This is a genomic window from Flagellimonas sp., from assembly GCF_965222555.1.
Taxonomy (GTDB): domain Bacteria; phylum Bacteroidota; class Bacteroidia; order Flavobacteriales; family Flavobacteriaceae; genus Flagellimonas.
Genome location: NZ_CBDCUG010000005.1, coordinates 1,883,586 through 1,907,745 on the forward strand (window position 1 = coordinate 1,883,586; position 24,160 = coordinate 1,907,745).

The following is a 24,160-nucleotide window of genomic DNA, read 5'->3' on the forward strand; positions in this document are numbered from 1 at the left end:
CAATCATTAAAACGATTTTTAGCGTAAACGTTGTATGCAATATAAACCAAACCATACGAATGTTTAAAAATTTATTTTCTAATAAAGAATTTAGCAGCAAAACAGGATTCTTCAAGGTTGAAGGCAAGGAACTAATCCCAATAAATGGGTTAGAAAAAGGCTCTATAAACGACTGTATTGAAACAATTGGTTTTCCCACAAACCACATTTACACAATACATTCATTTGATTCTAACAAAATATCAGTTTTAGGATTTAAAACCTTAACTAAAAGTCTTGAATTTGTATTAGCTGAAAACAAAACTAAAATTTCATTTTTAGATGTTTCAAAAGCTGTAAAAGGAATAGATTGGGACTTTGAATATTCTGACTTAAATGTTGAGGACATTTTACAAGAAGGCATCGACTATGAAAACTTTGATTTGGATTTTATTAAATCAATTCTTGACTTGACTAAAGAAGACAAAGATTTATATAAATCACAAAAACTTGGACTTTATCTTCAATTTGAAAATGGAATACTCACAGCATTTACTTCATCTGAATGGGAAAATTCATCTACTAAATGGCTGAAAGATATTAACCAAAAAATGGTTGAAAGTATGGTTAAAGAAGCTAAACAATTCCAAAGAAACGAAATTGAAGCTATGCAAGAAGTCAATAATCAAACAAAAGCTTTGATGAATGTACCAGAAGCAATGAAAAATGAATTTTTGACATTACATAAAAACGAAAATGGAAATTTCAATTTCTACAATTTAGTGATAGCACATTATACTCAAGATTGCAATCAAGATGATTTTCTATTTATGAACAAAGGAAGATTTAAAAAGACCGATAAACAAACTTTTGGAGTTGGAAACTTCAAATATGAGTTTGGAATTGATAAAGAATTAATAAATGTTTACGAACAATAAATACTGCGTACAACAATGGCTCCTATGAAAAGCTATGGTCCATGGCTCCCAAAGATAAATAATATGTTCTTTTTGTCATTCTGAATGAGTGTAGCGATTGAAGAATCCCACGTAACGGATAATTGTTTTGGGATGCTTCCTCTTTGTGATGCTCAGGAGTCAGCATGACAAGTATTGTTGGTTGACACCTGCTCAGACAGACACCCCTAAAGTCCCCTCAAGGGGACAATTGCTCCGAACATCAAATTATACTTCGTACTCCCCACTTTCAACTCCCTTTTTTTTGTCATTCTGAATGAGCGTAGCGATTGAAGAATCCCACGTAACGGACAATTGTTTTGGGATGCATCCCCTTTGTTAAGCTCAGGAGTCAGCATGACAAGTATTGTTGGTTGACATCTCCCCTCACAGACACCCCTAAAGTCCTACTTCGGCTTTGCTCAGCACAGGCTTTCAAGGGGACAATTGCTCCGAACAACAAATTGTGCTTCCCACGTTCAACTCCCTTTTTTTGTCATTCTGAATAAGCGTAGCGATTGAAGAATCCCACGCAACGAACTTTAATTGTTTTGAGATGAGATGCTTCCCCCTCGTTAAGCTCAGGGTCAGCATGACAAGTATTGTTGGTTGACATCTCCCCTCACAGACACCCCTAAAGTCCTACTTCGGCTTCATTTCGACTTCGCTCAATGACCACGCTCAGTACAGGCTTTCAAGGGGACAATTGCTCCGAACAACAAATTGTGCTTCCCACGTTCAATTCCCTTTTTTTGTCATTCTGAATGGGCGTAGCGATTGAAGAATCCCACGAAACAAACCTTACAATGTTGTGAGATGCTTCCCTTTCGTTAAACACAGGGATTAGCATGACAAGTATCATTGGTTGACACGAATTGCATAGATTTCACAAACTCTGGTTCTTGTCCTTCGACAGCACTTCGACAGCACTTCGACAGTCCTTCGACAGCACTTCGACAGTCCTTCGACAGTCCTTCGACAGGCTCAGGATGACATTGCTCAGGATGACATTGCTCAGTGTGAAATTACTCAGGATGACAGCTTGAACTGACACCTAACAAGAACTATAAATGTTCCTTTCCCTTTAAAGGGAAAGGTGTCGCGTTTGCGGGACGGAAAGGGTAATATTTTCATGTGTTTGACAGCCTTAGATCATCCCTTCCGTCTCCCAACCTTTGGTTGGAATCCACCTTCCCTTCCCTTCGACAGGCTCAGGATGACAGGGGAAGGAGCTTTTCATTCCGAACAGTAAATTATACTTCATGCTCCCCACTTTCAACTCCTTTTTTGTCATTCTGAATGAGTGTAGCGATTGAAGAATCCCACGTAACGGATAATTGTTTTGGGATGCTTCCCCCTCGTTAAACTCAGGGTCAGCATGACAAGTATTGTTGGTTGACATCTCCCCTCACAGACACCCCTAAAGTACTACTTCGGCTTCATTTCGACTGTGCTTACGCTAAAGCTTCAGCGACACGCGTACGCTCAATGACCACGCTCAGCACAGGCTCTCAAGGGGACACTATTACGCAAAAAAGCCCCGGGTTTTCCCGGGGCCTTGGTGCATACCTATGGTTAGGGTGTTATAGCTTTAATTTTGCTGTTCATTGGGCGTGGAGCGGGTATAGCTTATAATGCTATCATCAAAATCAAATTCTGCAAAGGTAATGGTAAAGTAGATGTCCTCTTCCTCGATCCATACACCCAGGGTTTTATCAACTAATAGCCAGGGAAAACCACTACCATCACCAAAGGGGAAATTGGAATCGATAGTGAAATCATCGATGACCCCGTTAAATTGATATTCTGCTCCTAATCCTCCTCCTCCATCAATACCATCCAATGTTGCACAAATAGCAACAATATTGTGCAGGCTATAAAAATGGGTAGGGTTTCCCAGAGAGCCATAGAGCTCAAAATCTTCCCAGCTTTGGGTATCGCCTCCCTGTTCCAAAATGGCCCAACGTAAACCTTGTGGGCCGGCACTAGGCTTTTCGCTGCCCACAGCTATGGTCGGGTCAGTATTGTTTTTAAACTCCCAAAAAATATCGTCTTGTTCTGGAACCTGTCCAAAAGTATCCAACCACCATTGGAGATTGGTTAAATAGCCCTTTTCATTAGGATGATTTGATATGACAAGGGAGATATTCTCGGTTATCTGGTCATGGTTTTGGTCATCATCCACCCAATTCTCGTTTACCGTGCTAAAATTAAGATCCGGGCCGGTCCAGATGGTACCTGTTATTTCCACTGTGCCATCGCAGTTACTGTCAATGCCATCAGTGGGGTCATCATCTTCATCGGGTATGCCCGGGTTAATGTTTTTGTCATCATCATTGCAGTCTCCAGCCTGTAAAGCAAAACTGTACTTTGGTGGATCACAGGCTGGCCTTATTTCTTTATCAAGTTTGTCATCGGAACCGTAGCCATCCTCGTCACTGTCCCTGTAATAAATTATCTCTACGTCAGGGTTAATGTTCTCGTCGTTGTCGTTACAGTCAAAGGCGGAGTCCAAATCTGTGTACTTCTCCGGATCCGGGTTTGTACAGGCCAGAACGAACTCACTCTCTACACCAAAGCCGTCACCATCGTTGTCCACATAAAATGTTTTCTTAGCATCGTTATCCTTACAAGCGCTGGTAATGGTCCCGTCCTTGTCGTTGGGGTCCAGTTTGTTGTCCACAAAGGTCTTGCCCTCTTCCACGGGCAATTTGCAGGCAAGCACTTCGGTATTGGGATCCCCCTCGCCGTCATTGTCGGCATCTTCATAGAACTTGTTGGTACAATTGGGGTTTACGTTGTCATCGTCGTCATCGGTGTCGCCACCGTTCAATACATAATTGCCCTCTGGTTTGGTACAGGCTTCCTTGGACTTTGCACTGTCTCCAAAGGTGTCGTTGTCCGCATCCAAATAATAGGTCTTGGTCTCGCAGCCATCGTCCTTGCTACAGGCTGTAATGATCAAAAAGGCAAGGCATATGGCCATTGCACATTGAAATACATGTTTCTTTTTCATAATAGAAAAAATTTAGCGTTAAAATGTGAAGGTATAGTGTGGCGGGTAGCGGTTTGTATCCCAATTGACGGATGTAGGGTTTGGGTTGATGGATGGGGGATTTCAGTGAACAGTTTTAAGTTGGCAGTGTTAAGTTTTCAGTTCTCAGTATTCAGTTCTCAGTATTCAGTGAAATAGTGGGTTAGTGGAACGGTTGACAGTGATCAGCAAACAGTGAACAGTTATCAGTTGACAGTTTTAAGTTTTCAGTAATCAGTGAACAGTTATCAGTGAAATAGTGGGTTAGTGGAACAGTTGACAGTGGTCAGTATACAGTGAACAGTGAACAGTTTTCAATTGTGTAGTTTTTAACCTCTAACCTCTAACCTCTAACCTCTAACCTCTAACCTCTAACCTCTAACCTCTAACCTCCAACTTCTACCAAGGATTCCTACTTTTGCAGCATGCAAGATTATTTGATCGTTGGGCTGGGTCTGGCCGGTATTTCGTTTTGTGAGAAATTGGAGCGCGAGGGCAAGTCCTTTACCGTGGTTTCAGATGCTTCGCAGCAATCGTCCCTTGTGGCGGGCGGACTTTACAATCCGGTGATCTTAAAACGGTTTACCCTGGCCTGGAACGCTAAGGAGCAATTGGAAATGGCCCTTCCGTTTTACAAAGACCTGGAGCAAAAACTGGGGGTGAAATTGGATCATAAGATTCCGGTGCTCAGAAAATTTGCATCGGTAGAGGAACAGAACCTTTGGTTTGAGGCAGCGGACCGCCCTGGGCTGGATTATTTTTTATCGACCAACATTGTAGAAAATAAAAACCCTGGCATAGATGCCCCCTTTGGCTATGGCGAGGTAAAATATACGGGAAGAATAGATACAAGAGCCTTGCTCACTTCCTATGCCTCTTATTTAACCCAAAAAGGCCTGTTGGAGCAGGAATCCTTTGATTTTGACCGTTTTGAGCCGCTAGGGGAGCACATTGCCTATAAATCGATATTATATAAGCAAATTGTGTTTGCCAGTGGCTACGGGCTTAAAAACAATCCGTTTTTTAACTATTTGCCCTTAAATGGCACCAAAGGGGAACTGTTGACCATAAAGGCCCCAGCGTATAAGGAAGACAACATTATTAAATCTTCGGTGTTCACGGTACCCTACGAAGGTGACCTTTACTTGGTGGGCGCCACCTATAAATGGAAAGATAAGACCAACGTTCCCACCGAGGAAGCTAAAACCGAACTGCTGGAAAAATTGCGGACATTTTTAAAATGCGATTTTGAAGTGGTGGACCATATGGCGGGCATACGGCCAACGGTTGCAGACAGAAGACCTTTGATTGGGCAGCATCCTGAACATAAGAACCTGTACGTGCTCAACGGTTTTGGATCCCGCGGGGTGATGATAGCTCCCTATGCCTCAAAACAATTGTTCAATCATATTGAAAGGGGGACGGCCCTGGACGCGGAGATTAATATTGAAAGGTTTACCAAAAAGTATTATTCCAACTGACTTCTGATTTCCTTTTTTTCGTAGGAAATAAAAAAGTTGATCCAAATATTTCTGGATAAACGGATGATTACCGGCATAAAAACGATCATGGTCAGCACAATGGCAATAAAGGTGTTTACCAAAGATGCGCCTATGATCAAAAAGGCAATTACAAAGGCGGCTACGGCAAAAGCAATGCCCACCGCATAGCTCACATACATGGCCCCATAGAAAAAGGAAGGCTCAATTTTGTATTTGGTGTCACAAGTGGAGCAGCGCTCGTGCATTTTAAAAAGTTGGGAGATGGCATAGGGATTCTTGTTGGTATACATGCTCTCTTCATGGCATTTAGGACAACTTCCTGTTAAAATACTGTAGAGTTTGTTTCCTTTTTTTAACATTTGCAGCGATTTTGTGCAAAAATACGGATTCGCCCACTTTTGCCTTGTAATTCAGGTCACATAAAATGCTAAATATTCATAACCTTTCTGTCGCTTTTGGCGGCGAGTATCTTTTTGAGGAGATTGCCTTTCGGCTAAACGGGGGCGATAGGGTGGGCCTTATTGGTAAAAATGGTGCTGGTAAATCCACTTTGCTCAAATTGTTGTCCAAAGAAATGGCTCCGGATACGGGAACCATTGCCATGGAAAAGGATATTAAAATCGGTTTTCTGAAACAGGATATCGATTTTGTGATGGGGCGGACAGTTCTGGAAGAATCGTACCAGGCATTTTCAGAGATCAAGTCCCTGGAGTTGCAACTGGATGAAATAAATACCGCACTTGCGGAACGCACCGATTATGAAAGTGAGGGCTACAACCAGTTGATGGTAGATTTGACCGATGTTACCCATCGCTATGAGATTTTGGGTGGATATAACTATCAAGGCGATACCGAAAAGGTATTGTTGGGCCTTGGATTTAAGCGGGAGGATTTTGACAAGATTACGGATACGTTTTCCGGTGGATGGCGTATGCGGATTGAGTTGGCCAAACTTTTACTTCAAAACAACGATGTGTTGCTATTGGATGAGCCCACCAACCATTTGGACATTGAGTCCATTATTTGGCTGGAGCAATTTCTGAAGAATTATCCGGGGGCCGTGGTCATTGTATCGCACGACAAAATGTTCTTGGACAATGTGACCAATAGAACCATCGAGATTTCGTTGGGTCGAATTTATGACTATAATAAACCGTACTCCAAATTCCTTTTGCTTCGGAAAGAGATGAAGGAGCAACAGCTGAATGCCCAAAAAAACCAGGAAAAACAGATTCAGCAGACCGAAAAACTGATAGAGAAGTTCAGGGCAAAGGCCACCAAGGCGTCCATGGCGCAATCCCTTATCAAAAAACTGGACAAAATTGAACGCATTGAGGTAGATGAGGATGATAATAGTGTGATGAATGTTCGGTTTCCGGTATCGGTGACCCCGGGAAAGGTGGTGGCAGAGCTGGAAGAACTTTCCAAGAGCTATGGTCCAAAATTGGTATTGGAAGGCATTGACCTATTGGTGGAACGTGGCAGTAAAACCGCATTTGTGGGCCAGAACGGACAAGGGAAGACCACATTGGCCAAAATAATGGTTGGGGAATTGGAGCATGGTGGAACGCTGAAGATCGGGCACAATGTGCAGATTGGATATTTTGCGCAAAACCAGGCAGAATATTTGGATGGCAGCAAAACCATTCTGGATACCATGATCGATGCCGCTAACGAAAGCAACAGAAGTAAGGTCAGGGATATTTTGGGTTCGTTTTTGTTCCGGGGCGATGAGGTGGAAAAGTATGTAAAGGTACTCTCCGGAGGAGAGCGTAACCGTTTGGCACTGGCCAAAATGTTGTTGCAGCCGTTTAATGTGCTGGTAATGGATGAGCCTACCAACCACTTGGATATAAAATCCAAAAACGTGTTGAAACAAGCCTTGCAAAAGTTTGAAGGGACTTTGATATTGGTTTCGCACGATCGGGATTTTCTACAAGGATTGACGGATCGCGTATACGAGTTCAAAGATGGTGGCATCAAAGAATATTTGGGCGATATTGACTTTTACCTGGAGCAGCGCAAGGCCGAAGATTTTCGAAAAATTGAAAAGGGGGAGCAAAAGAATAAGGTCAAAACGCAGGAAAAGCCCAAGCAAAATGACTACCAGACCCAGAAGAAGCTAAAATCCCTCAAAAATAAACTGAGCGGGGTAGAAAAAAAGATTTCCCAATTGGAAAAGGAGATTGCGGACATAGACCATGAGCTGCTCATGGATTATGATGCCACTATTGCCAAACCCAACTTTTTTGATGAATACCAGGGAAAAAAGGACCAATTGGAAACCCTGATGTTGGACTGGGAAAAATTGTCCCAAGACCTGGAATTATTGAATAAATAGCCCAATAGGGAATCACTACACCACACATTTAGACCCTTTCACAACAAATTTTCTTGGCTTCACCCAATTAATTTGTAGCTGAACCGGTTCTTCTCTTAATTTGTAAGGAAATTCTTATAAAAATAGATTTTCAACCTCTATGAGACTAACTATTCTTTACATGATATTCCTTTGTGCCTCTGGTCCTACGTTTTCATATGCCGAGGTTTCACAAAAGGAAAAAAGTGCACTTATAGACCTGTTCCATAGTACCAATGGATCTGGTTGGACCACACCATGGGATTTGAATACTTCAATAAGCACTTGGAAAGGTGTTGAGTTGAAGGATGGTCATGTGGTCGGGATTAACTTGTTCAGAAACAATTTACAAGGTGTTCTGCCTGAAAGTTTAGGAAGGTTAAAATATTTAACTCATTTAAATCTCGCTTTTAATGGCATAACAGGAGTTTTGCCAAAGGATATTGTAAAGCTGAAAAGTTTAAAGGTACTTCGGTTGGAGATGAACCGCATAAAAGGATCATTGCCATTGGGTGTTGGGCAGATGAAGGAATTAGAGGTGTTTTCCATGTTCAATAACTTTTTGAGTGGATCTATACCGCCCACCTTTGGTGAACTGGAAAATCTTAAGGAGTTGAACCTGTCCAGTAACAATCTTAAAGGGATCATTCCAAATTCCATAGGCAATCTGACCAAATTGGAAGCCCTTGGGCTTTTTGAGAATAACCTGGAAGGGTCTATTCCCCAGGAAATGGGTAATCTGGGCCAACTGCGTGAGCTGGTCCTGTCCAACAATCAATTGGGCGGGGAGATTCCGGCTGAATTCAGTCAATTGGCAAGTCTAAAAATACTTCAGATTCAAAATAACCGATTTGATTCCTATACCGGACTCAAGCAAATGGACACAAAACAATTTTTGGTTTTTGATACCGATGAAAAGACCTTGAATCCAAGGTTCAACGATATACAGCTTCAACGCACAAGAATGGCGGATACAAAATTTGAAGATGTTGACGATAATGAGTAGTTAGTTATACTTTAGTTTGTTTGGTTTGGGGATACAGGCGTGTATCCCCTTTTTTTATTTATAAAGCGAACGTGTCCGTAAACAATTTATGAAATATTTAACCTTACTAACATCTACTAGCCAATAGCTTTGCAAAGCAAATTTTCACCAACACATGCGCAAGCTAATTATCTCGGCCGTAGTGGGCGGCCTTATCATTTTTGGATCACTGTATTTTGCTAAAATCATTACTGGAAGCAAAAAAAACAGGAGGCCAGAACCACGGAAGGTTGTTAAAACCGTTTTTGTTGATACTGTACAAAACGGAGTTGTTCCCATTGTGGTGCCTGCCAACGGAAATCTGAAAGCCAAAAAGAGGGTCGAACTGTATTCAGAAGTACAGGGAGTTTTCAGGTCTGGAAGTAAATTGTTCCGGACAGGACAGGAATATAATGCAGGGCAAACCTTGATTCGAATAGACGCTAACGAATACTACGCCAGTGTGCAATCTTCAAAAAGTAATTTGTACAATCTGCTTACTTCAATTATGCCCGACCTGAGGTTGGATTACCCTGAAATCTATCCCAAATGGCAGGAATATTTAAATAGTTTCGATTTAAACAAAACCACTCCAAAATTACCGGAGATGACCTCGGAAAAAGAAAAGTTCTTCATTTCAGGAAGGGGGGTGATATCCAATTACTATAACGTAAAGAATTTGGAGCAGCGCTTGTCCAAATACACAATTGCAGCACCTTTTAGAGGTGTTCTCACTGATGCCTTGGTTACCGAGGGAACCTTGATAAGATCTGGCCAGAAGTTGGGGGAGTTCATCAATACCGGAGTCTACGAGTTGGAGGTTTCGGTAAGCAAAACCTATGGAGACTTTTTAAAAGTTGGAAAGAAAGTGGAGCTTACCAATTTGGAAAAGACCCAAAAATATTTGGGAAAAGTTGCCCGTGTAAATGGAAGGGTAGATCAAGGATCACAAACCATAACGGTTTTTATTGAGGTAAGTGGGGATGACTTAAAAGAAGGACAATACTTAGAGGCCTATTTGGAGGCAAGGGAAGAGCCAAATGCCATTGAGATAGATCGCTCCTTACTATTGGAAAACAATCAAATATTTGTGGTGCGAGACTCCATTTTGGACCTGATCGATGTGAACCCGGTTTATTTCTCCAATAAAAAAGTAGTACTTAAGGATGTTCCCAACAAGGAAGTTATTGTGACCAGGGCATTGACCGGGGCCTATGCAGGAATGTTGGTAAAAGTATTTGATAGTAGCAATGTAAAAAGAGCCAAATCGTGAAAAAGGTAATCTCCTACTTTATTAAATACCACGTTGCTGTTAATGTGATAATCATCGCATTTTTAATTTTTGGACTAGTAGGTGCCTTTTCCTTAAAATCATCCTTTTTTCCCTTGGTCGGGTCAAAGAATGTGTTGATCAATATTACATACCCGGGAGCATCTCCGCAAGAGGTGGAAGAAGGAATTGTTCTCAAAATTGAAGATAACCTAAAAGGTTTGCAGGGCGTGGAACGGGTTACTTCAACCTCGAGGGAGAACAGTGGTTCCATCAATGTGGAGATTGAAAAGGGCAGGGACATTGATTTTATGTTGTTGGAGGTGAAAAATGCCGTGGATAGGGTGCCCACCTTTCCAACAGGCATGGAACCTTTGGTGGTTTCAAAGTTGGAGCCTGTTAGGCCTACGATCAGTTTTGCGATAAGCGGCGATAACATTCCCCTGGTAACCCTAAAACAAATTGGACGCCAAATAGAAAATGACCTTAGGGCCATAGATGGAATTTCCCAAATAGACATTTCTGGATATCCTGCTGAAGAAATTGAGATCGCTGTGGATGAAAACAGCCTTTTGGCCTATGACATTTCCTTTAATGAGGTGGCTCAGGCTGTATCCAACGCCAATATTCTGGTTACTGGGGGAAATATAAAGACAGATGCGGAGGAATACCTGATCAGGGCCAATAACCGTTCATATTATGGGGATGAACTCTCCAATGTCATGGTAAGGGCAGATGCTGCAGGGAGGGCTATTCGGTTAAAGGATGTTGCAACCATTAGGGATCGTTTCTCCGAAACCCCAAATGCATCCTATTTTAATGAAGAGTTATCCGTTAATGTAACTGTTACGAGTACCAATACTGAAGATCTGATCGGTTCCGCAGAGAAGGTAAAAGAATACATCGAAGAGTTCAACCAGAAATACACTAATGTACAGCTGGATGTTGTCCGTGATCTATCCAAAACGTTGACACAGCGTACCGATCTGCTCACAGAAAATGCCATTGTGGGAATGATCTTGGTACTTATTTTTCTTTCACTCTTCTTAAATACTAGATTGGCATTTTGGGTGGCTTTTGGATTGCCCATTGCTTTTTTGGGAATGTTCGTTTTTGCGCCCATGCTCAATGTTACCATTAATGTGCTATCGTTGTTTGGGATGATCATTGTTATCGGGATTTTGGTGGATGATGGTATTGTAATCGCGGAAAACATCTATCAGCATTATGAAAAAGGAAAAACCCCAATACGTGCCGCTATAGACGGTACAATGGAGGTTATGCCTCCCATTCTTTCAGCGATTATTACAACCATATTGGCATTTTCCATTTTCTTGTTTTTGGATGGTAGAATAGGGGATTTCTTTGGTGAAGTATCCGTAATTGTGATGTTGACCTTAGTGGTGTCACTAGTAGAAGCATTGATTATTTTACCAGCTCACTTGGCACATTCCAAAGCATTACAACCTCAAAAGGAAGGGCCAAAATCAAGTATTGCCCAGGCATTTGCCAAGCTAAGGGTCATTAATAAAATGGGCGACCAGGCCATGGCTTGGATGAGGGACAAATTGTACAGTCCTGCACTCCGCTTTGCCCTGGATTATAAGATACTGACCTTTGCCCTGTTCTTTATGGCACTTGTATTGACTTTTGGATCTATTGGGGGAGGAATCATAAGAACCTCGTTTTTTCCAAGAATTGCCAGCGATCGTATTGCCGTGGAACTGTTGATGCCCAATGGTACCAATGAAAAGGTCACCGATTCCATTATCAGTGTTATACAGGATAAGGCACAAATTGTAAACCAAGAACTGACAGAGGAATATTTACAGGGAACGGATAAAGTGCTCTTTGAAAATATGTTGAAGAACCTGGGACCGGGCTCATCCGCAGCCACTTTGGTCATCAATCTATTGCCTGGAGAAGAACGTCCTGATGAGATCAAAGCGGATTTGGTGACCAAAAGATTGCGGGAACTGGTTGGTCCTGTGATTGGGGTAGAAAGTCTGATTTACGGCTCAGGGGGAAATTTTGGTGGAGACCCCGTTTCAGTTTCTCTTTTGGGGAACAATATTGCCGAATTGAAGGCGGCTAAGGCTGAATTAAAGACTGCAATGCTAAACAATGCCTTGCTGAAGGATGTTGCGGATAACGACCCAGCTGGAATTAAGGAAATCCGGTTGCAGCTAAAAGAGAATGCATATTTGTTGGGTCTTGATCTACGAAATGTAATGAATCAGGTGAGAGCTGGTTTTTTCGGTGCCCAAGCACAACGTTTTCAACGCGGACAGGATGAGATTCGCGTGTGGGTGCGTTATGATCGTGAAAATAGGTCCTCAATTACCGATTTGGACGATATGCGCATTTTGGCCCCAAGCGGGGAGCGAATTCCGCTCAAAGAGATTGCAACCTACTCCATTGAACGTGGGGATGTGGCCATAAACCATTTGGACGGGCAACGGGAAATTCAGGTATCATCAGATTTGACCGACCCGCAAACCACAAGCGGAACGGATGGAATGACATGGATTAAGGATGAGGTGATGCCAGAGATTCAATCCAAATATCCCTCAATTACCCCATCCTTCGAAGGTCAAAATAGGGAAGCCAACAAGCTTTTGGATTCCTTGACATTTGTAGGTCTTACAGTACTGTTCCTAATTTATGTCACCATTGCCTTTACTTTTCGAAGTTTCAGTCAGCCATTACTTTTGATATTGTTGGTGCCATTTAGTTTAACGGCTGTGGCCTGGGGACACTGGTTACATGGTTTCTCCATAAATATTCTCTCTATGTTAGGGATTATTGCCCTAATTGGAATTATGGTGAACGATGGATTGGTGTTGATAGGCAAGTTCAATATCAACCTAAGGAATGGACTTAATTTTAATGATGCACTTTATGAAGCTGGACGTTCTCGTTTTAGAGCTATATTTTTAACATCTGTTACCACCATTGCCGGGTTGGCACCACTTTTATTGGAAAAAAGTAGGCAAGCCCAATTTTTAAAACCAATGGCCATTTCCATAGCTTACGGTATTGGATTTGCTACGGTTCTTACCCTATTGATGCTTCCTTTGTTTCTTTCATTTGGTAATAACGTAAAGGTATTGGCCAAAAGATTATGGACCGGTGAGAAAACAACAAGGGAAGAAGTGGAAAGGGCCATAAAGGAGCAGAACGAGGAGCAACATATGTTGGAAGAAGGAGCATATCAACTTAATGGGAGCACCGTCCACGTCGAATCTAAAGATGACACTTCAAAAGTTTTAGAAGAAACAACAGAATGAGAAGTATAATTTATACACTGCCCATTTTTTTATTGGCTTTTATAACTACCGGGCAAGGTCAGGAGAAAATACTTTCCAAAACTGAGGCCATCGATTTGGTTTTGGAGAACAACTTGGGAATTAAAGTGGCCAGGAACACCAAGAAAGTGGATGACAACAACGCCAGTATTTTGAACTCTGGATATTTGCCAAGCGTTACTGCCAATGCGGGAGGGAGCATAGACAGGCAAAGCACGGAGGGCCAGTTGGCCAGTGGGGATGTAAGAACGGCAGATGGGGTTGAAACAAGGCGCTACAATGCTTCCGTAAACGTGAATTATACCCTTTTTGATGGATTGAACAGGCATTATAGCTACAAGAGTTTTCAAGAACGGTCACAACAATCGGAGTTGGAAGTAAAGCAGACCATAGAGAACACTATTTTACAATTGTTCAGTGTGTATTATGAAGTGGCCAGATTGACCGAGAACACCAAAAATTTGGAACAGGCACTTGAAATTTCGAAAGAAAGACTCAAAAGAGCACGCTATCAATTTGATTATGGCCAAAATACGGGATTGGATGTGTTGAATGCAGAAGTGGACATAAACACGGATAGTATCAACCTATTGAATTCCAGACAGCAATTACGAAATACGATTCGAGATTTGAATCTTGTACTTAATCAGGACCTGTCAACACAGTTTGTGGCGGATACCGCAGTCAATTTTGTTCCTGGACTGCAAATGGAGAACATGCACAATGATGCAAAATCCAATAATATTCGGTTACAACTTGTAGAGAAGGATATCAACATCTCACGATACAATGTAAAAGCAGCAAAAAGTGTTTTTTTGCCCACAATTGGACTAACCGGCACATACGGATGGAACGAATCCAACAACAACAGTCCCCTGGCTTTTTTAATTCAAAATACATCAACAGGCCTAACAGGATCCGTTAACCTATCCTGGAGCCTTTTTGATGGTGGCAGAGGGGTCACAGGCATAAAAAACCTAAAGATTGGTTATGAAAACCAAGAATTGTTAAAAAAGCAGATTGAACTGGAGGTGGAGCGTGATATCAGAAACGCATGGGACAGTTATACCAATGCACTATATGTTTTGGAGGTACAAGAGAAGAATCTGCAGACCAACCAAAACAACTTCAACCGAACGGATGAGCGTTTTAAACTGGGACAGGTTACCTCCATTGAATTTAGGCAAGCCCAATTAAATCTTCTGAATGCAGAATTGGCTCAAAGCCAGGCCAAGTACAGTGCTAAACTGGCAGAACTGCAAATGTTGCAAATAAGCGGTCAATTGTTGAATGTGGAGTTCTGACCCCATGTACGAACACTTTTTTCAATGCCCGTATTGTTGGGAAGAAATATCATTTCTTCTGGATAACTCAGTGACAAAACAGGCCTATGTTGAGGACTGTGAAGTATGCTGTAACCCCATAGAGGCAAGTGTGCTGTTTGAAAACAATGAGTTGTTGCAATTTGAAGCAAGGGAGTTGGGGCAGTAATAGTTAGGTTGAATCAAAGATTCAACCATTGCTTAAATTCCGCGGCCCTGTTTTTGCTGATAATGATGTTGGAATCTGGGTTAGGCGTAACCAATATTTTTAATTGGTTGTTTCCATATTTCACAATTTTGTCAATGCTTGATATAGCGATGATGAACTGTCTGTTAGCCCTAAAAAAATGGGCGCTGTCCAATTGGGAAAACAATTCTTCCAAACTGGAGTTGGTTGTAGAGCGCTTTCCATCAAACGAAACCACATAGGTAATTGTATTTTCTGTGTAAATATGTGCTATTTCCTCAATGGGAATTGAAAGCAATTCATTTCTCAAATATGTGAGCACACGTCTTTTTGAAGGGGTGTCTTCCAGTCCGACCATACCTGTATCGTGCACACGTTGCTGGTAATCCCCAACCGCACTATTTAATTTTGACAGGTTGAACACTTCATCTTCCAATAGTTTGTTCTTAAGCTCAAGCCTTTTCTCATAAACACTGCCAATCAATCGAACTGCAGCTGCATAACTCAACACCACCAAAAGTCCCATAATAAAAAAAATCGTGAGGAACCGGCTTCTCATTTCCTTGAGCTTCAATGAGATTTTACCCAGCCCTATATGGGCTGCAACAATCCAATCCGTACCTGCAACAGAATATAGATGGATCACTTCGGACTGGTTGTCAATACCATCTGAATCGTTACTGGCACTGTCAAATTCCTTTAATCTTGTTTTCAATTGGGTATAGAAACTCTCAATGGTTAAATCTTCGGTAATCGAGGACACAAAAGATTTTGAGGCCCCTGCTTGTTCTCCCACCTTCATAATATCAGGGTGGCATACAATTTTACCCGACCAATCCAGAATACTTAAATAACCAATATCCAAATCGGTTTCTTCAAGACTTTCCTGTACATTTTGGATTACGGCTTCTTTTCCTATTCCCGTATCCATTTGATGGCCTACAAGGGATGCAAAGGTCTTGGTTTCATTCTTGCTGAATTCCAGATAGGTCTCTAGTAAAGTGATGGTTTCCGACTTATTGATATAGTGCAGTGCAATACTGGCGATTATCGTATAGATAATAGCTATGGAGACAAAAGTTAGAAAATAGAGACGGTCTTTTCGCATAGGAATTCTCCCGTATTTTCCTCGAATATATAATGATTTTGCAACCCAACAAAAACTTACCCGTAGGATAATAAATGGTTAAAGGAATGATATTCCGTTTAAACCAAAATATTCCCCGTTAAGGCCGGTTTTTCCCTTTCACATAGATTTAATAGGTGCTAGGAAAGATTTTTCATTTGCTTTGGTACTCGAAGTCCATTGGCATTTATGCCGTTAACTCTTAAATAATCCAAGACTATGAAAAAAACTTTGATGCTATTTTCCTCATTGGTGATACTGGCAACTATTGCCGCTTGTTCCAGCGACAATGAGGATGATTTAACAGGTACCGACGACGACCCAGGAAATGGAGAAGTTACCTACACGGGTAACATCCGTGCTATTATGACCAGTAGTTGTGTGGGTTGCCATAGCTCCCCGCCTACCAATGGCGCACCCTTTTCTTTAACAACGTTTAACGATGTACAAAGCAGGGCAACCGGAATTATCGGCGCGATTAGTAAACAGGCAGGAGAGCCTAGGGCTATGCCTCCGGGAGGAAGACTACCGCAAGCTACCATTGACTTGTTCCAAGATTGGATTGATGCTGATACCCCGCAAAATTGATTGGTAATGCCTAAAAATTTAATCAGCGTAGTTGCAGGGTGCCTTGTGGTTTGGTTAGGTGCTCTGCAATTGCATGCTCAAACAAAGTTTATTGACAAGAATGGAATTGTAATTTTTGAGGCTTCTGAAGAACTTTTTGAAGAAGTCAAGGCAACCAATGAAACGGCAACGGTCATTTTTGATGCCAAAAACAATCAGATTGCATCTTTGGTCTTGGTTCAAGGATTTCAGTTTAAAAACTCCCTGATGCAAGAGCATTTTAACGAGAACTATGCCGAATCTGATATTTACCCCAAAGCAAAATTCACGGGACAACTACAAGATTTTGACCTGGAGCGTTTGGGTGCTGATATGATGCATGTAAAGCTAAAAGGGACACTTAGTTTTCATGGAAGGGACAAAGAAGTGTCAACAACGGTCCAAATGCAGCGGATTAAGGATGTACTTCAAATGATAGGCAGTTTTACTGTTTTGCCTGCAGATTTTGATATTAAGATCCCAAAAATTGTAAGGAACAAGATAGCTAAGGAAGTACAGGTGAAAATTGACTTTAAACTGAGCAAAAAATGATATCCAAAAGGCAATTGACAGTATTGACACTAATGATGTTAACATTGATTATTCTCATCATGAGTTACAGATATCTTAATCCTGAACAAAGGAATATTGCTGAGGAGACCGCTAGGTACGAAATGCAGGCCAGTGAACTTTTTAATGGTTTCAACAATGAAAAAGGAAAGGTATATATAGATCAAGTGGTGGGTACATCAGGGAAAGTTACAGATATAGATAAAAATTCGGTGATTTTGGATGATAAGGTACAGGTGAACTTTATAAACGCCCAACTATCCAAAGTGGAAAAAGGAAAACCTATCTCGGTGAAAGGAAGGTGTATTGGATATGATGACCTTCTTGAATTAGTTAAGATAGACCAAGCAACCATAACCAACTAAAGAACATGAAAAACATGAAAAAACTTTTTTTCTTATTGGCGATACTTCCTCAATTTATATGGGGACAGGACGATTTGTTAGAAGAAATAGATATAGAGACCACATCAAAATTTGAAGCAGCAGCTTTTAAAGGGTTAAAGGTGGTAAATTTTGAATCTACCAAAATGGTATCGGAGAAAGAGCTGTATTTTGTTGTCTCGCATCGCTTTGGATCAATAAAAACTGGTATAGAGGATTTCTTTGGATTGGACCAGGCTGTGACCAGGTTGAATTTTATCTATGGAATTACCGATGGCATAAATGTGGGTATCTCAAGAAGCTCATTTCAAAAAACCTATGAAGGTTCCCTAAAGTTGAGGTTGATAAGACAAAAAAAAGGAGCCTCTCCGGTGACAATTGTATGGCATAGCAGTGTTTTGATGAATACCTCTTTGGATGAGGAGACCCTGCCGGGATTGGAGTTTAAGCATAAGCTTGGATATGCAACGCAGGCGCTGATTTCAAGAAAGATGAACAAAAACCTTTCATTGCAATTGGCCCCAACTTTTTTCCATAACAACCTTGTAAGTGTTACGGAACAAGAGAACTTACAATACGCCTTGGGGATAGGAGGAAGACATAAATTGACCAAGAGGTGGAGCTTAAATATGGATTATGGAATTCATTTTAACAGAGCAGGGAGCTCCCCGTTCAAAAATCCACTTTCAATTGGGTTTGATTTGGAAACTGGAGGACATGTTTTCCAATTGCACTTTACAAATGCACAACCTATGAATATTAACAATTTTCTGGGCCAAGCTACCGGGGATTGGAGCAAAGGAGACATTTTTTTCGGATTTAACATTTCTAGGGTATTCTAAAATCTTCAGATATGAAAAAAAACTTGGCACGGATAGACGTACAGCAACCTTTTTGCCATAATTGCGCAGAAGTAATACAAAATGAGCTAACCAGCATCGATGACATTTCCAACGTAAGGACATATCCAATGGATTCCTTGGTTGTTTTTCACTTTATAAGAGCAAACGAGTTGTCCAATGTTCTCAACAAATTGATGGAGCTCGGACACCCTCCACAGGGAGATGTGATCCAAAAAGAGAACTACGTACCACCCCTGTGCAATTGTAGGGGAATTGAGTACAGCGCGGCATAACTAAATTGAAAAGGGAAATTAGTTTTAGTAGATTTGAATCCAGAGCTTGTTTACAGGCTCTGGGTTTTTATTGGATTCCATGCGAAGAATAAAAAAAATAGGTCTTTTGGGTAAAATCCTATTCTCGGCTGTGCTGTTAATTGTAGGCCTTTCCTTAATTTGGTTCATATTGCCCAGACATTCTGAAAATATCCTGAACAAAGAGCCCGAGTTGTTCATTAATGCCCAAAACTTGATTGCAAAACTTGAAAGAGGTACATCTGAAAACTTTGACCTGGTACCCGAAAAAGTTGTGGAAATTACTGGCGAGATCAAGGATATTAATGAACTGAACAATCGGTTGACCATAATATTGGGTCGGTCCGATAAAGAGCATCCCAGTATTATTTGCGATATGGCCAAGAATCAAAAAGATTACATTAAAGGTCTTTCTGTAAACGATACCATTGTGATTAAAGGCATATACAAGGGGTTTTTAAAAGATGCTATATTTTTGAACTGTATAGTGGTCTATGAATAAAACGAACAAGCTCATTCCGTTTTTTGTATTCCTGTGCTTTTGCGCATTTGGGCAGGAACATACTAAGGTCATCGCTAGGCAAGGCCATGTCTCTTTCTTTTCCTATACCTCTGTAGAGCATATAAAAGCAGAGAATAATCAGGTATTGGGTATTGTGGATCTACAGACTGGTGAAATTGCTGTAAGTATGCTGATGAATGCATTTATTTTTGAAAAAGCCCTAATGCGAGAGCATTTCAATGAAAGTTATGTGGAATCGGATATATATCCGCGAGCGGTTTTTGAGGGCAACATCATCGATTTTGACCCAGCACAATCAGAAGAACAGACCCGAATTGTAAAAGGCAGTTTTTCTATGCATGGAGAAACTAAACAGTTGGAAATAAAGACAAAAATAGAACGTAGCGAACGAACGTATTTGTTGTCCGGGACCTTTGAGACAGTGGTTCAAGATTATAAAATAAAAATACCACCTTTGTTGGCCGGAAACATTGCGAAGACAATTTCTGTGGATTTTACATTTGAATGTTTGCCCTATGAAGACTAGAGTTTTTTTGACAATGGTAACCCTAATGGCTTTTGCATATAATGCAGAGGCTCAAAAAGGACTGTTGGAAATTCTGGAGAAAGAACAAAAGGACACTGTTCCACGCTATACTTCTGCTACCTTTAAAACCACCAGGATTACCTATGGTCATTCCGTTGAGACAAGAAAAAAAGGCATCTTGGAGGTTTCTGCATCTCACAGGTTCTGGAACACTCCCGAACTTCGGTCGCAAAAATTTGGAGTGGATAAGTTGAATGTTCGGATTGCTTTGGAGTATGCAATAAGCGATAGACTCTCAACAGGTCTTGGAGGGTCTACCTGGGATGGTCTTTTTGATGGTTATTTAAAATATAGGTTGGTACGGCAACGAAACGACTCAAAGGGAGCACCTTTCAATATTACACTCTTTCAAAACGCAAGCTATAATAGCGAAGCTATTACCGGCCCATACGCTACTGGGGAGTTTTCCAGCAGATTGTCATACACTTCCCAAGTACTTATAGCTCGAAAATTCAACTCCAAATTTTCGCTACAAATTTCCCCCACGTTTATCCACAGGGGATTGGAGGGCAGTCCTGAGGACCCGAACAGCCATTTTGCCCTTGGGTTTGGGGGTAGATACAAATTGAGCAACCATGTCTCCTTAGTGTCAGAATATTATACCGTGTTCAATCCGCTTGAGTCAATGGATACCTATGGTCCTTTTGGATTGGGTATAAATTGGGAAATTGGTGATGTAATGTTGCAGTTTATGCTTACCAATGCCCCAAGCATGGTAGAAGATGCCTTTATCGCGAGAACACGGAACAATTTCAATTTTAAAAACCCCAACCTGAACTTCGGATTTAATTTCACCTATGTGATTCATTTCAATCGAAAATTGAAGGGATTGAAGCAGACCAATACCGACAGGAAATGAATATTTGGCATTCAGGAAAATGTACTTGATCAAAGATTTAACCAATAGTTCAGTTTGAGCACAATGGCCCGTTGTCTTGGAACTCTGATATCGGGAAACAACAAACCACCACGATCAGAAAGACTTTGGGCAAAGTAATTGTCGGTATACACTAAAAAGATATCCGAAACAGGTTTAAATCGCCATTGAAGCCGGGTATTGATGTTCAGGTTTTCTATTTGACTGTTCAATTGGACAAAAGTGGTCAAAAAGAAGTTTTTTGTAAAGGTAAAGTCAAATCGAGTACCGATAAGAAGCAAATCTGAGTCATTAAAACCTTCCGGAAGACGAATACGGTTGTAGGCAAAGTTCAAGGAAGCGAAACCCAAAGGTTGATACCGGTAGGTTATGGTTCCGCCAATATTATAAAGATTTCCGTTGAAGTATTCCCCTAATCGAGTTGATAGGTTATACGAAAGTTTTTTACGTGCATCTGACCGAAAATCTGCTTTTAGGTACGAGATGGTATAATCCGAACCTGAATCAAGTGGTAAAGTGTTGAGTCCGCTGGGATCAAATGGGTTAAGAAGATAGGTGTATTGTCTAAGTGCCGAAAAGTTTAAAATGGCCGTATTCTTGAAGTTTAATCTATAGTTAATACCAAAGTTCCAATCAAGGTCACTAAAATCCCTGTTGTTTCCCACCCAGTCTGCAGAGATTCCAGGGCCATGACGCTGAATGGATCCTTTTTTGGGATACATATTGAGCCATACCTCAGGATTGGCTTGGAAAATGTTCCTTCTTCTAACAAATCCTACTTCGGGATTATACCCAGAACCTATGCTTTGCAAAGTAAAATTACTTTCCCATCGGTACGAATTGTAATTGATGAACCCACCTGTAGCAAATTCAGAGGTGCTGTTGTTCTCATCAAAAGACTGATGGTAGAAAAACTTGGAGTTCCAAGTGTTGTCGTTGGAGGCCAGGTTAATATCTAACCCCAATGTTCTGTTGTATTGAGAGGGAGAAAGTGTAAAATCACTCCCGACGGAATCCGTGAAAGCCTGTTTATTAATAAAAAATGCCCCTACATACGAACGGGAAAGTATACGCTGCTGTAAGGCCGCCACAAAGTAGTTGGTAGAGGGCAGTTGAATGGTCTTATTTTCCTCCAATTGCGCATCCAACAAGCCAATTCTTAGATTTTGGTTCAATTTTCCATTGAGCCTAAAACCACCATAAATTCTGTTTTGGAGATTTTGCCCTGTTGATGCATCAACACTGACACCTATACGCCGAGAAAAGAACGGACGGGTCCCGTCTATACCAAAATTGGCAAATAAATCTGCATTTTCTAAAAAAAACTGCCTTCTTTCAGGAAAGAAAATTTCAAACCTGTCCAAGTTCGTTACCTGCTGATCCACTTCTACCTGCGAAAAATCAGGATTTACTGTCAAATCCAAGGTCATTGCAGGACCAAGACCTATTTTGGTGTCCAGTCCAAAATCAAAATCATTGTTTGTTGGAGTATCCTGTTCAAAATCCTTGGAATTGCGATAAATCCCGTACGGAATGAGTGAAATGTTCTTTTTGCTTTGGTCCAAGGGCTCGTCCCAGATGAGTTCCTTGGTAAATGCAAGGTTGATGATAAACTGATTTCTTGGGATACGGGTCCAGGTCGACTGTTCGGCATATTCACTGTCAAAACGGTAGAAATTAATGTTCCAGGCTGGGGATTTCGGTTTGTAGCGGAGTGTTTTTAGGGGAATTGCCATTTCTACCATCCAAAAATCATCATAAATTTTTGCTTCGGAGTACCAAACATTGTCCCAACCCATTGAAAAGGTACTGGGACTTGCCAAACTGCCCCCATTGGCTATCAATCCCTCTCGTTGTACCCCAAAAGGGTTTACCCCGAATAAAAAAGCATTGTTTTTGTCCGTATAGGTATCCAAAACAATGGAGAAGACATCGTTGGCCTCTCCTCTAAAATCCCTACGCAAGGAAGGGGTCACATAAGATCTTTCTCCTAAATTGTGCATTTTGGCCAAAACATACAGGTAATCCTCATCATAGACCAACCTTACTTCGGTATCGGCCTGTGCCGGTACAGAGTCACTTGGAAAAAATTGCCAAAAGTTTTCAGCAACAGCTGCATTTTCCCAATCCGGTTCGTTCATTATAGCATCGATAATTATTTTACCTGATGCTTTTTTTATATTTAATGCCTCTTGAGCTGCACAAAAACTGTATGGGAAGGACAACAGTGAAATCAGAATTATAAATGGTCGTTTCATTGATGGGAATTTAGTTTGAAAACTATTTAGGATTGTTTAAAAGCGCATATGGCATCGGGAGAACTTGTTATTATTTTAGAAGCAAATCGTGAAGAGTGATGAGTCAAAACAATTCCAAAGTGGTTAAAAATGAAGAAGGGCGGGGATATCGTGGCAAGCGAATGGAAGCTGAACTGGAAAATTTTTTGATATACAGTTCCAGTTTACAAACATCTGAAGCCGTTGAGATAGTGGTTGAAGGAGCAGATAATTGGCTGCAGTTTCACTATCAATTATCGGGAAAAACCAATACACTTATTGTTGAGGAGGACAGGATTGTGGAGATCGATTCTAACTCCTTTGCCATTCTATACCAAAAAAAAGGATGTTGTAAGATTCGATTTCCTGATAATTGTGTTTACAAGAGTTTTGGGTTTAGGGTGGATCCAGAATACTTTGTGCATTCCTTCTTGAAAGATTTTCAGGAACTGACTCCAATAAAGCGGGCCATTGAAAACAACAACTTGTTCTATTTGGATAAAAAATATGCCTCTCTTGATGTGAAAACCAGAGAAATCATTCATGAAATTTTGGAAAACCCCTATCAAGGCAATCTGTACGATGTTTATGTAAAGCACAAACTTATAGAACTGATTTTTTATTCCATTCCGGTGTTACGGGAGAATGCCAAAAAGTTGTCGCCCAAAAAACCGGTTAAAAGAGAAAACATTGAGAGGGCCAAGGATTTTATAGTGTCCAACTTGGACCAAAAACTCTCATTAAAAATCATTGCCAAGCATGCAGGCCTTAACGAATATAGCCTTAAAACGGAATTTAAGGAACAGTTTGGCCAGAGCGTCATCGACTTTTTTATTGAACTACGATTAAAACGGGCATTCGAGGATATTCAAGGATCGGATAAAAAAATTACAGCGATAGCCTATGAGGCAGGTTATTCCAGTGTGGGCAATTTTTCCAATGCTTTTTTTAAAAGATATGGTTTCCGACCCAGCGATTTAAGAAAGTAAATATGCTGAAAAATTAAAAAGCCAAAGATTGATTTTTGGTTTGTTTCACAATTTTGCCCGAGAGGCTTGTTCAAAAGAGTTGACATGAAAGAGTCATTGTTTGCGATTTTCTAAATCATTCGACGTATAT

At 41.0% G+C, this 24,160-nt stretch carries 22 protein-coding genes; 17 read left to right on the top strand and 5 right to left on the bottom strand.

All coding sequences use genetic code 11. From position 1 onward, the window contains the following. Positions 1-59: 59 nt before the first annotated feature. A complete protein-coding gene (locus tag ACOQO1_RS16855; protein WP_420604052.1) occupies positions 60-917 on the top strand; it encodes a hypothetical protein in 858 nt (285 codons plus the stop codon). 1,165 nt (positions 918-2,082) lie between these two features. Here the strand turns inward: ACOQO1_RS16855 and ACOQO1_RS16860 are convergent. Continuing rightward, on the bottom strand, positions 2,083-2,229 hold the full coding sequence (locus ACOQO1_RS16860) for a hypothetical protein (RefSeq protein WP_420604053.1): 147 nt from the start codon (positions 2,227-2,229) through the stop codon (positions 2,083-2,085). Between the two features lie 297 nt (positions 2,230-2,526). Continuing rightward, complete coding sequence (locus ACOQO1_RS16865) at positions 2,527-3,951, bottom strand: putative metal-binding motif-containing protein (protein ID WP_420604054.1); 1,425 nt, start codon at positions 3,949-3,951, stop codon at positions 2,527-2,529. A 443-nt stretch (positions 3,952-4,394) separates the two neighbouring features. Between ACOQO1_RS16865 and ACOQO1_RS16870 the strand changes: the two genes are divergently transcribed. After that, positions 4,395-5,450, top strand: a complete 1,056-nt coding sequence (locus ACOQO1_RS16870) for an NAD(P)/FAD-dependent oxidoreductase (RefSeq protein WP_420604055.1) — start codon at positions 4,395-4,397, stop codon at positions 5,448-5,450. Here the strand turns inward: ACOQO1_RS16870 and ACOQO1_RS16875 are convergent. After that, complete coding sequence (locus ACOQO1_RS16875; protein ID WP_420604056.1) at positions 5,438-5,830, bottom strand: DUF983 domain-containing protein; 393 nt, start codon at positions 5,828-5,830, stop codon at positions 5,438-5,440. The genes ACOQO1_RS16870 and ACOQO1_RS16875 overlap by 13 nt on opposite strands. A gap of 65 nt (positions 5,831-5,895) precedes the next feature. Here ACOQO1_RS16875 and ACOQO1_RS16880 point away from each other — a divergent pair, with 65 nt between their 5' ends. From ACOQO1_RS16880 to ACOQO1_RS16905, 6 genes are all read left to right on the top strand, one after another. Further along, on the top strand, positions 5,896-7,812 hold the full coding sequence (locus ACOQO1_RS16880) for an ABC-F family ATP-binding cassette domain-containing protein (protein ID WP_420604057.1): 1,917 nt from the start codon (positions 5,896-5,898) through the stop codon (positions 7,810-7,812). A 160-nt stretch (positions 7,813-7,972) separates the two neighbouring features. Beyond that, a complete protein-coding gene (locus tag ACOQO1_RS16885) occupies positions 7,973-8,836 on the top strand; it encodes a leucine-rich repeat domain-containing protein (RefSeq protein ID WP_420604058.1) in 864 nt (287 codons plus the stop codon). A gap of 154 nt (positions 8,837-8,990) precedes the next feature. Further along, positions 8,991-10,127 (top strand): efflux RND transporter periplasmic adaptor subunit, encoded by a 1,137-nt coding sequence (locus tag ACOQO1_RS16890; protein ID WP_420604059.1) that lies wholly within the window; start codon positions 8,991-8,993, stop codon positions 10,125-10,127. After that, positions 10,124-13,414, top strand: a complete 3,291-nt coding sequence (locus ACOQO1_RS16895) for an efflux RND transporter permease subunit (protein WP_420604060.1) — start codon at positions 10,124-10,126, stop codon at positions 13,412-13,414. The genes ACOQO1_RS16890 and ACOQO1_RS16895 overlap by 4 nt, the downstream gene beginning before the upstream one ends. Further along, positions 13,411-14,736, top strand: coding sequence for a TolC family protein (locus ACOQO1_RS16900; protein ID WP_420604061.1), 1,326 nt, complete (start codon positions 13,411-13,413; stop codon positions 14,734-14,736). The genes ACOQO1_RS16895 and ACOQO1_RS16900 overlap by 4 nt, the downstream gene beginning before the upstream one ends. 4 nt (positions 14,737-14,740) lie before the next feature. Then, a complete protein-coding gene (locus ACOQO1_RS16905; RefSeq protein ID WP_420604345.1) occupies positions 14,741-14,923 on the top strand; it encodes a CPXCG motif-containing cysteine-rich protein in 183 nt (60 codons plus the stop codon). Positions 14,924-14,936: 13 nt separating this feature from the next. Here ACOQO1_RS16905 and ACOQO1_RS16910 read toward each other — a convergent pair whose 3' ends face one another. Further along, on the bottom strand, positions 14,937-16,049 hold the full coding sequence (locus tag ACOQO1_RS16910; protein WP_420604062.1) for a LytR/AlgR family response regulator transcription factor: 1,113 nt from the start codon (positions 16,047-16,049) through the stop codon (positions 14,937-14,939). Between the two features lie 237 nt (positions 16,050-16,286). Here ACOQO1_RS16910 and ACOQO1_RS16915 point away from each other — a divergent pair, with 237 nt between their 5' ends. The 8 genes from ACOQO1_RS16915 to ACOQO1_RS16950 all read left to right on the top strand — a co-directional run bounded on the left by ACOQO1_RS16915 (position 16,287) and on the right by ACOQO1_RS16950 (position 20,747). Next, the gene (locus tag ACOQO1_RS16915) at positions 16,287-16,655 is read left to right on the top strand and encodes a hypothetical protein (protein WP_420604063.1); all 369 of its coding nucleotides are present in this window, start codon (positions 16,287-16,289) and stop codon (positions 16,653-16,655) included. Between the two features lie 6 nt (positions 16,656-16,661). Then, a complete protein-coding gene (locus ACOQO1_RS16920) occupies positions 16,662-17,225 on the top strand; it encodes a YceI family protein (RefSeq protein WP_420604064.1) in 564 nt (187 codons plus the stop codon). Then, the gene (locus tag ACOQO1_RS16925; RefSeq protein WP_420604065.1) at positions 17,222-17,608 is read left to right on the top strand and encodes an OB-fold protein; all 387 of its coding nucleotides are present in this window, start codon (positions 17,222-17,224) and stop codon (positions 17,606-17,608) included. Before ACOQO1_RS16920 ends, ACOQO1_RS16925 begins: the two co-directional genes overlap by 4 nt. Before the next feature lie 14 nt (positions 17,609-17,622). Further along, the gene (locus ACOQO1_RS16930) at positions 17,623-18,468 is read left to right on the top strand and encodes a DUF5777 family beta-barrel protein (protein WP_420604066.1); all 846 of its coding nucleotides are present in this window, start codon (positions 17,623-17,625) and stop codon (positions 18,466-18,468) included. 11 nt (positions 18,469-18,479) lie between these two features. After that, on the top strand, positions 18,480-18,761 hold the full coding sequence (locus ACOQO1_RS16935; RefSeq protein ID WP_420604067.1) for a hypothetical protein: 282 nt from the start codon (positions 18,480-18,482) through the stop codon (positions 18,759-18,761). A gap of 79 nt (positions 18,762-18,840) precedes the next feature. Then, positions 18,841-19,281, top strand: a complete 441-nt coding sequence (locus tag ACOQO1_RS16940; RefSeq protein ID WP_420604068.1) for an OB-fold protein — start codon at positions 18,841-18,843, stop codon at positions 19,279-19,281. Further along, positions 19,274-19,828: a YceI family protein gene (locus ACOQO1_RS16945; RefSeq protein WP_420604069.1), complete on the top strand. Its 555-nt coding sequence runs from the start codon at positions 19,274-19,276 to the stop codon at positions 19,826-19,828. Before ACOQO1_RS16940 ends, ACOQO1_RS16945 begins: the two co-directional genes overlap by 8 nt. Then, positions 19,818-20,747: a DUF5777 family beta-barrel protein gene (locus tag ACOQO1_RS16950; protein ID WP_420604070.1), complete on the top strand. Its 930-nt coding sequence runs from the start codon at positions 19,818-19,820 to the stop codon at positions 20,745-20,747. Before ACOQO1_RS16945 ends, ACOQO1_RS16950 begins: the two co-directional genes overlap by 11 nt. A gap of 29 nt (positions 20,748-20,776) precedes the next feature. Here the strand turns inward: ACOQO1_RS16950 and ACOQO1_RS16955 are convergent, their stop codons facing one another. Continuing rightward, positions 20,777-23,023 (bottom strand): DUF5916 domain-containing protein, encoded by a 2,247-nt coding sequence (locus ACOQO1_RS16955; protein ID WP_420604071.1) that lies wholly within the window; start codon positions 23,021-23,023, stop codon positions 20,777-20,779. Positions 23,024-23,121: 98 nt separating this feature from the next. Here ACOQO1_RS16955 and ACOQO1_RS16960 point away from each other — a divergent pair, with 98 nt between their 5' ends. Next, positions 23,122-24,030 carry a helix-turn-helix domain-containing protein gene (locus ACOQO1_RS16960; protein WP_420604072.1) on the top strand — a complete coding sequence of 303 codons (909 nt, stop codon included), beginning with the start codon at positions 23,122-23,124 and terminating at the stop codon, positions 24,028-24,030. The last annotated feature ends 130 nt before the right edge of the window (positions 24,031-24,160 follow it).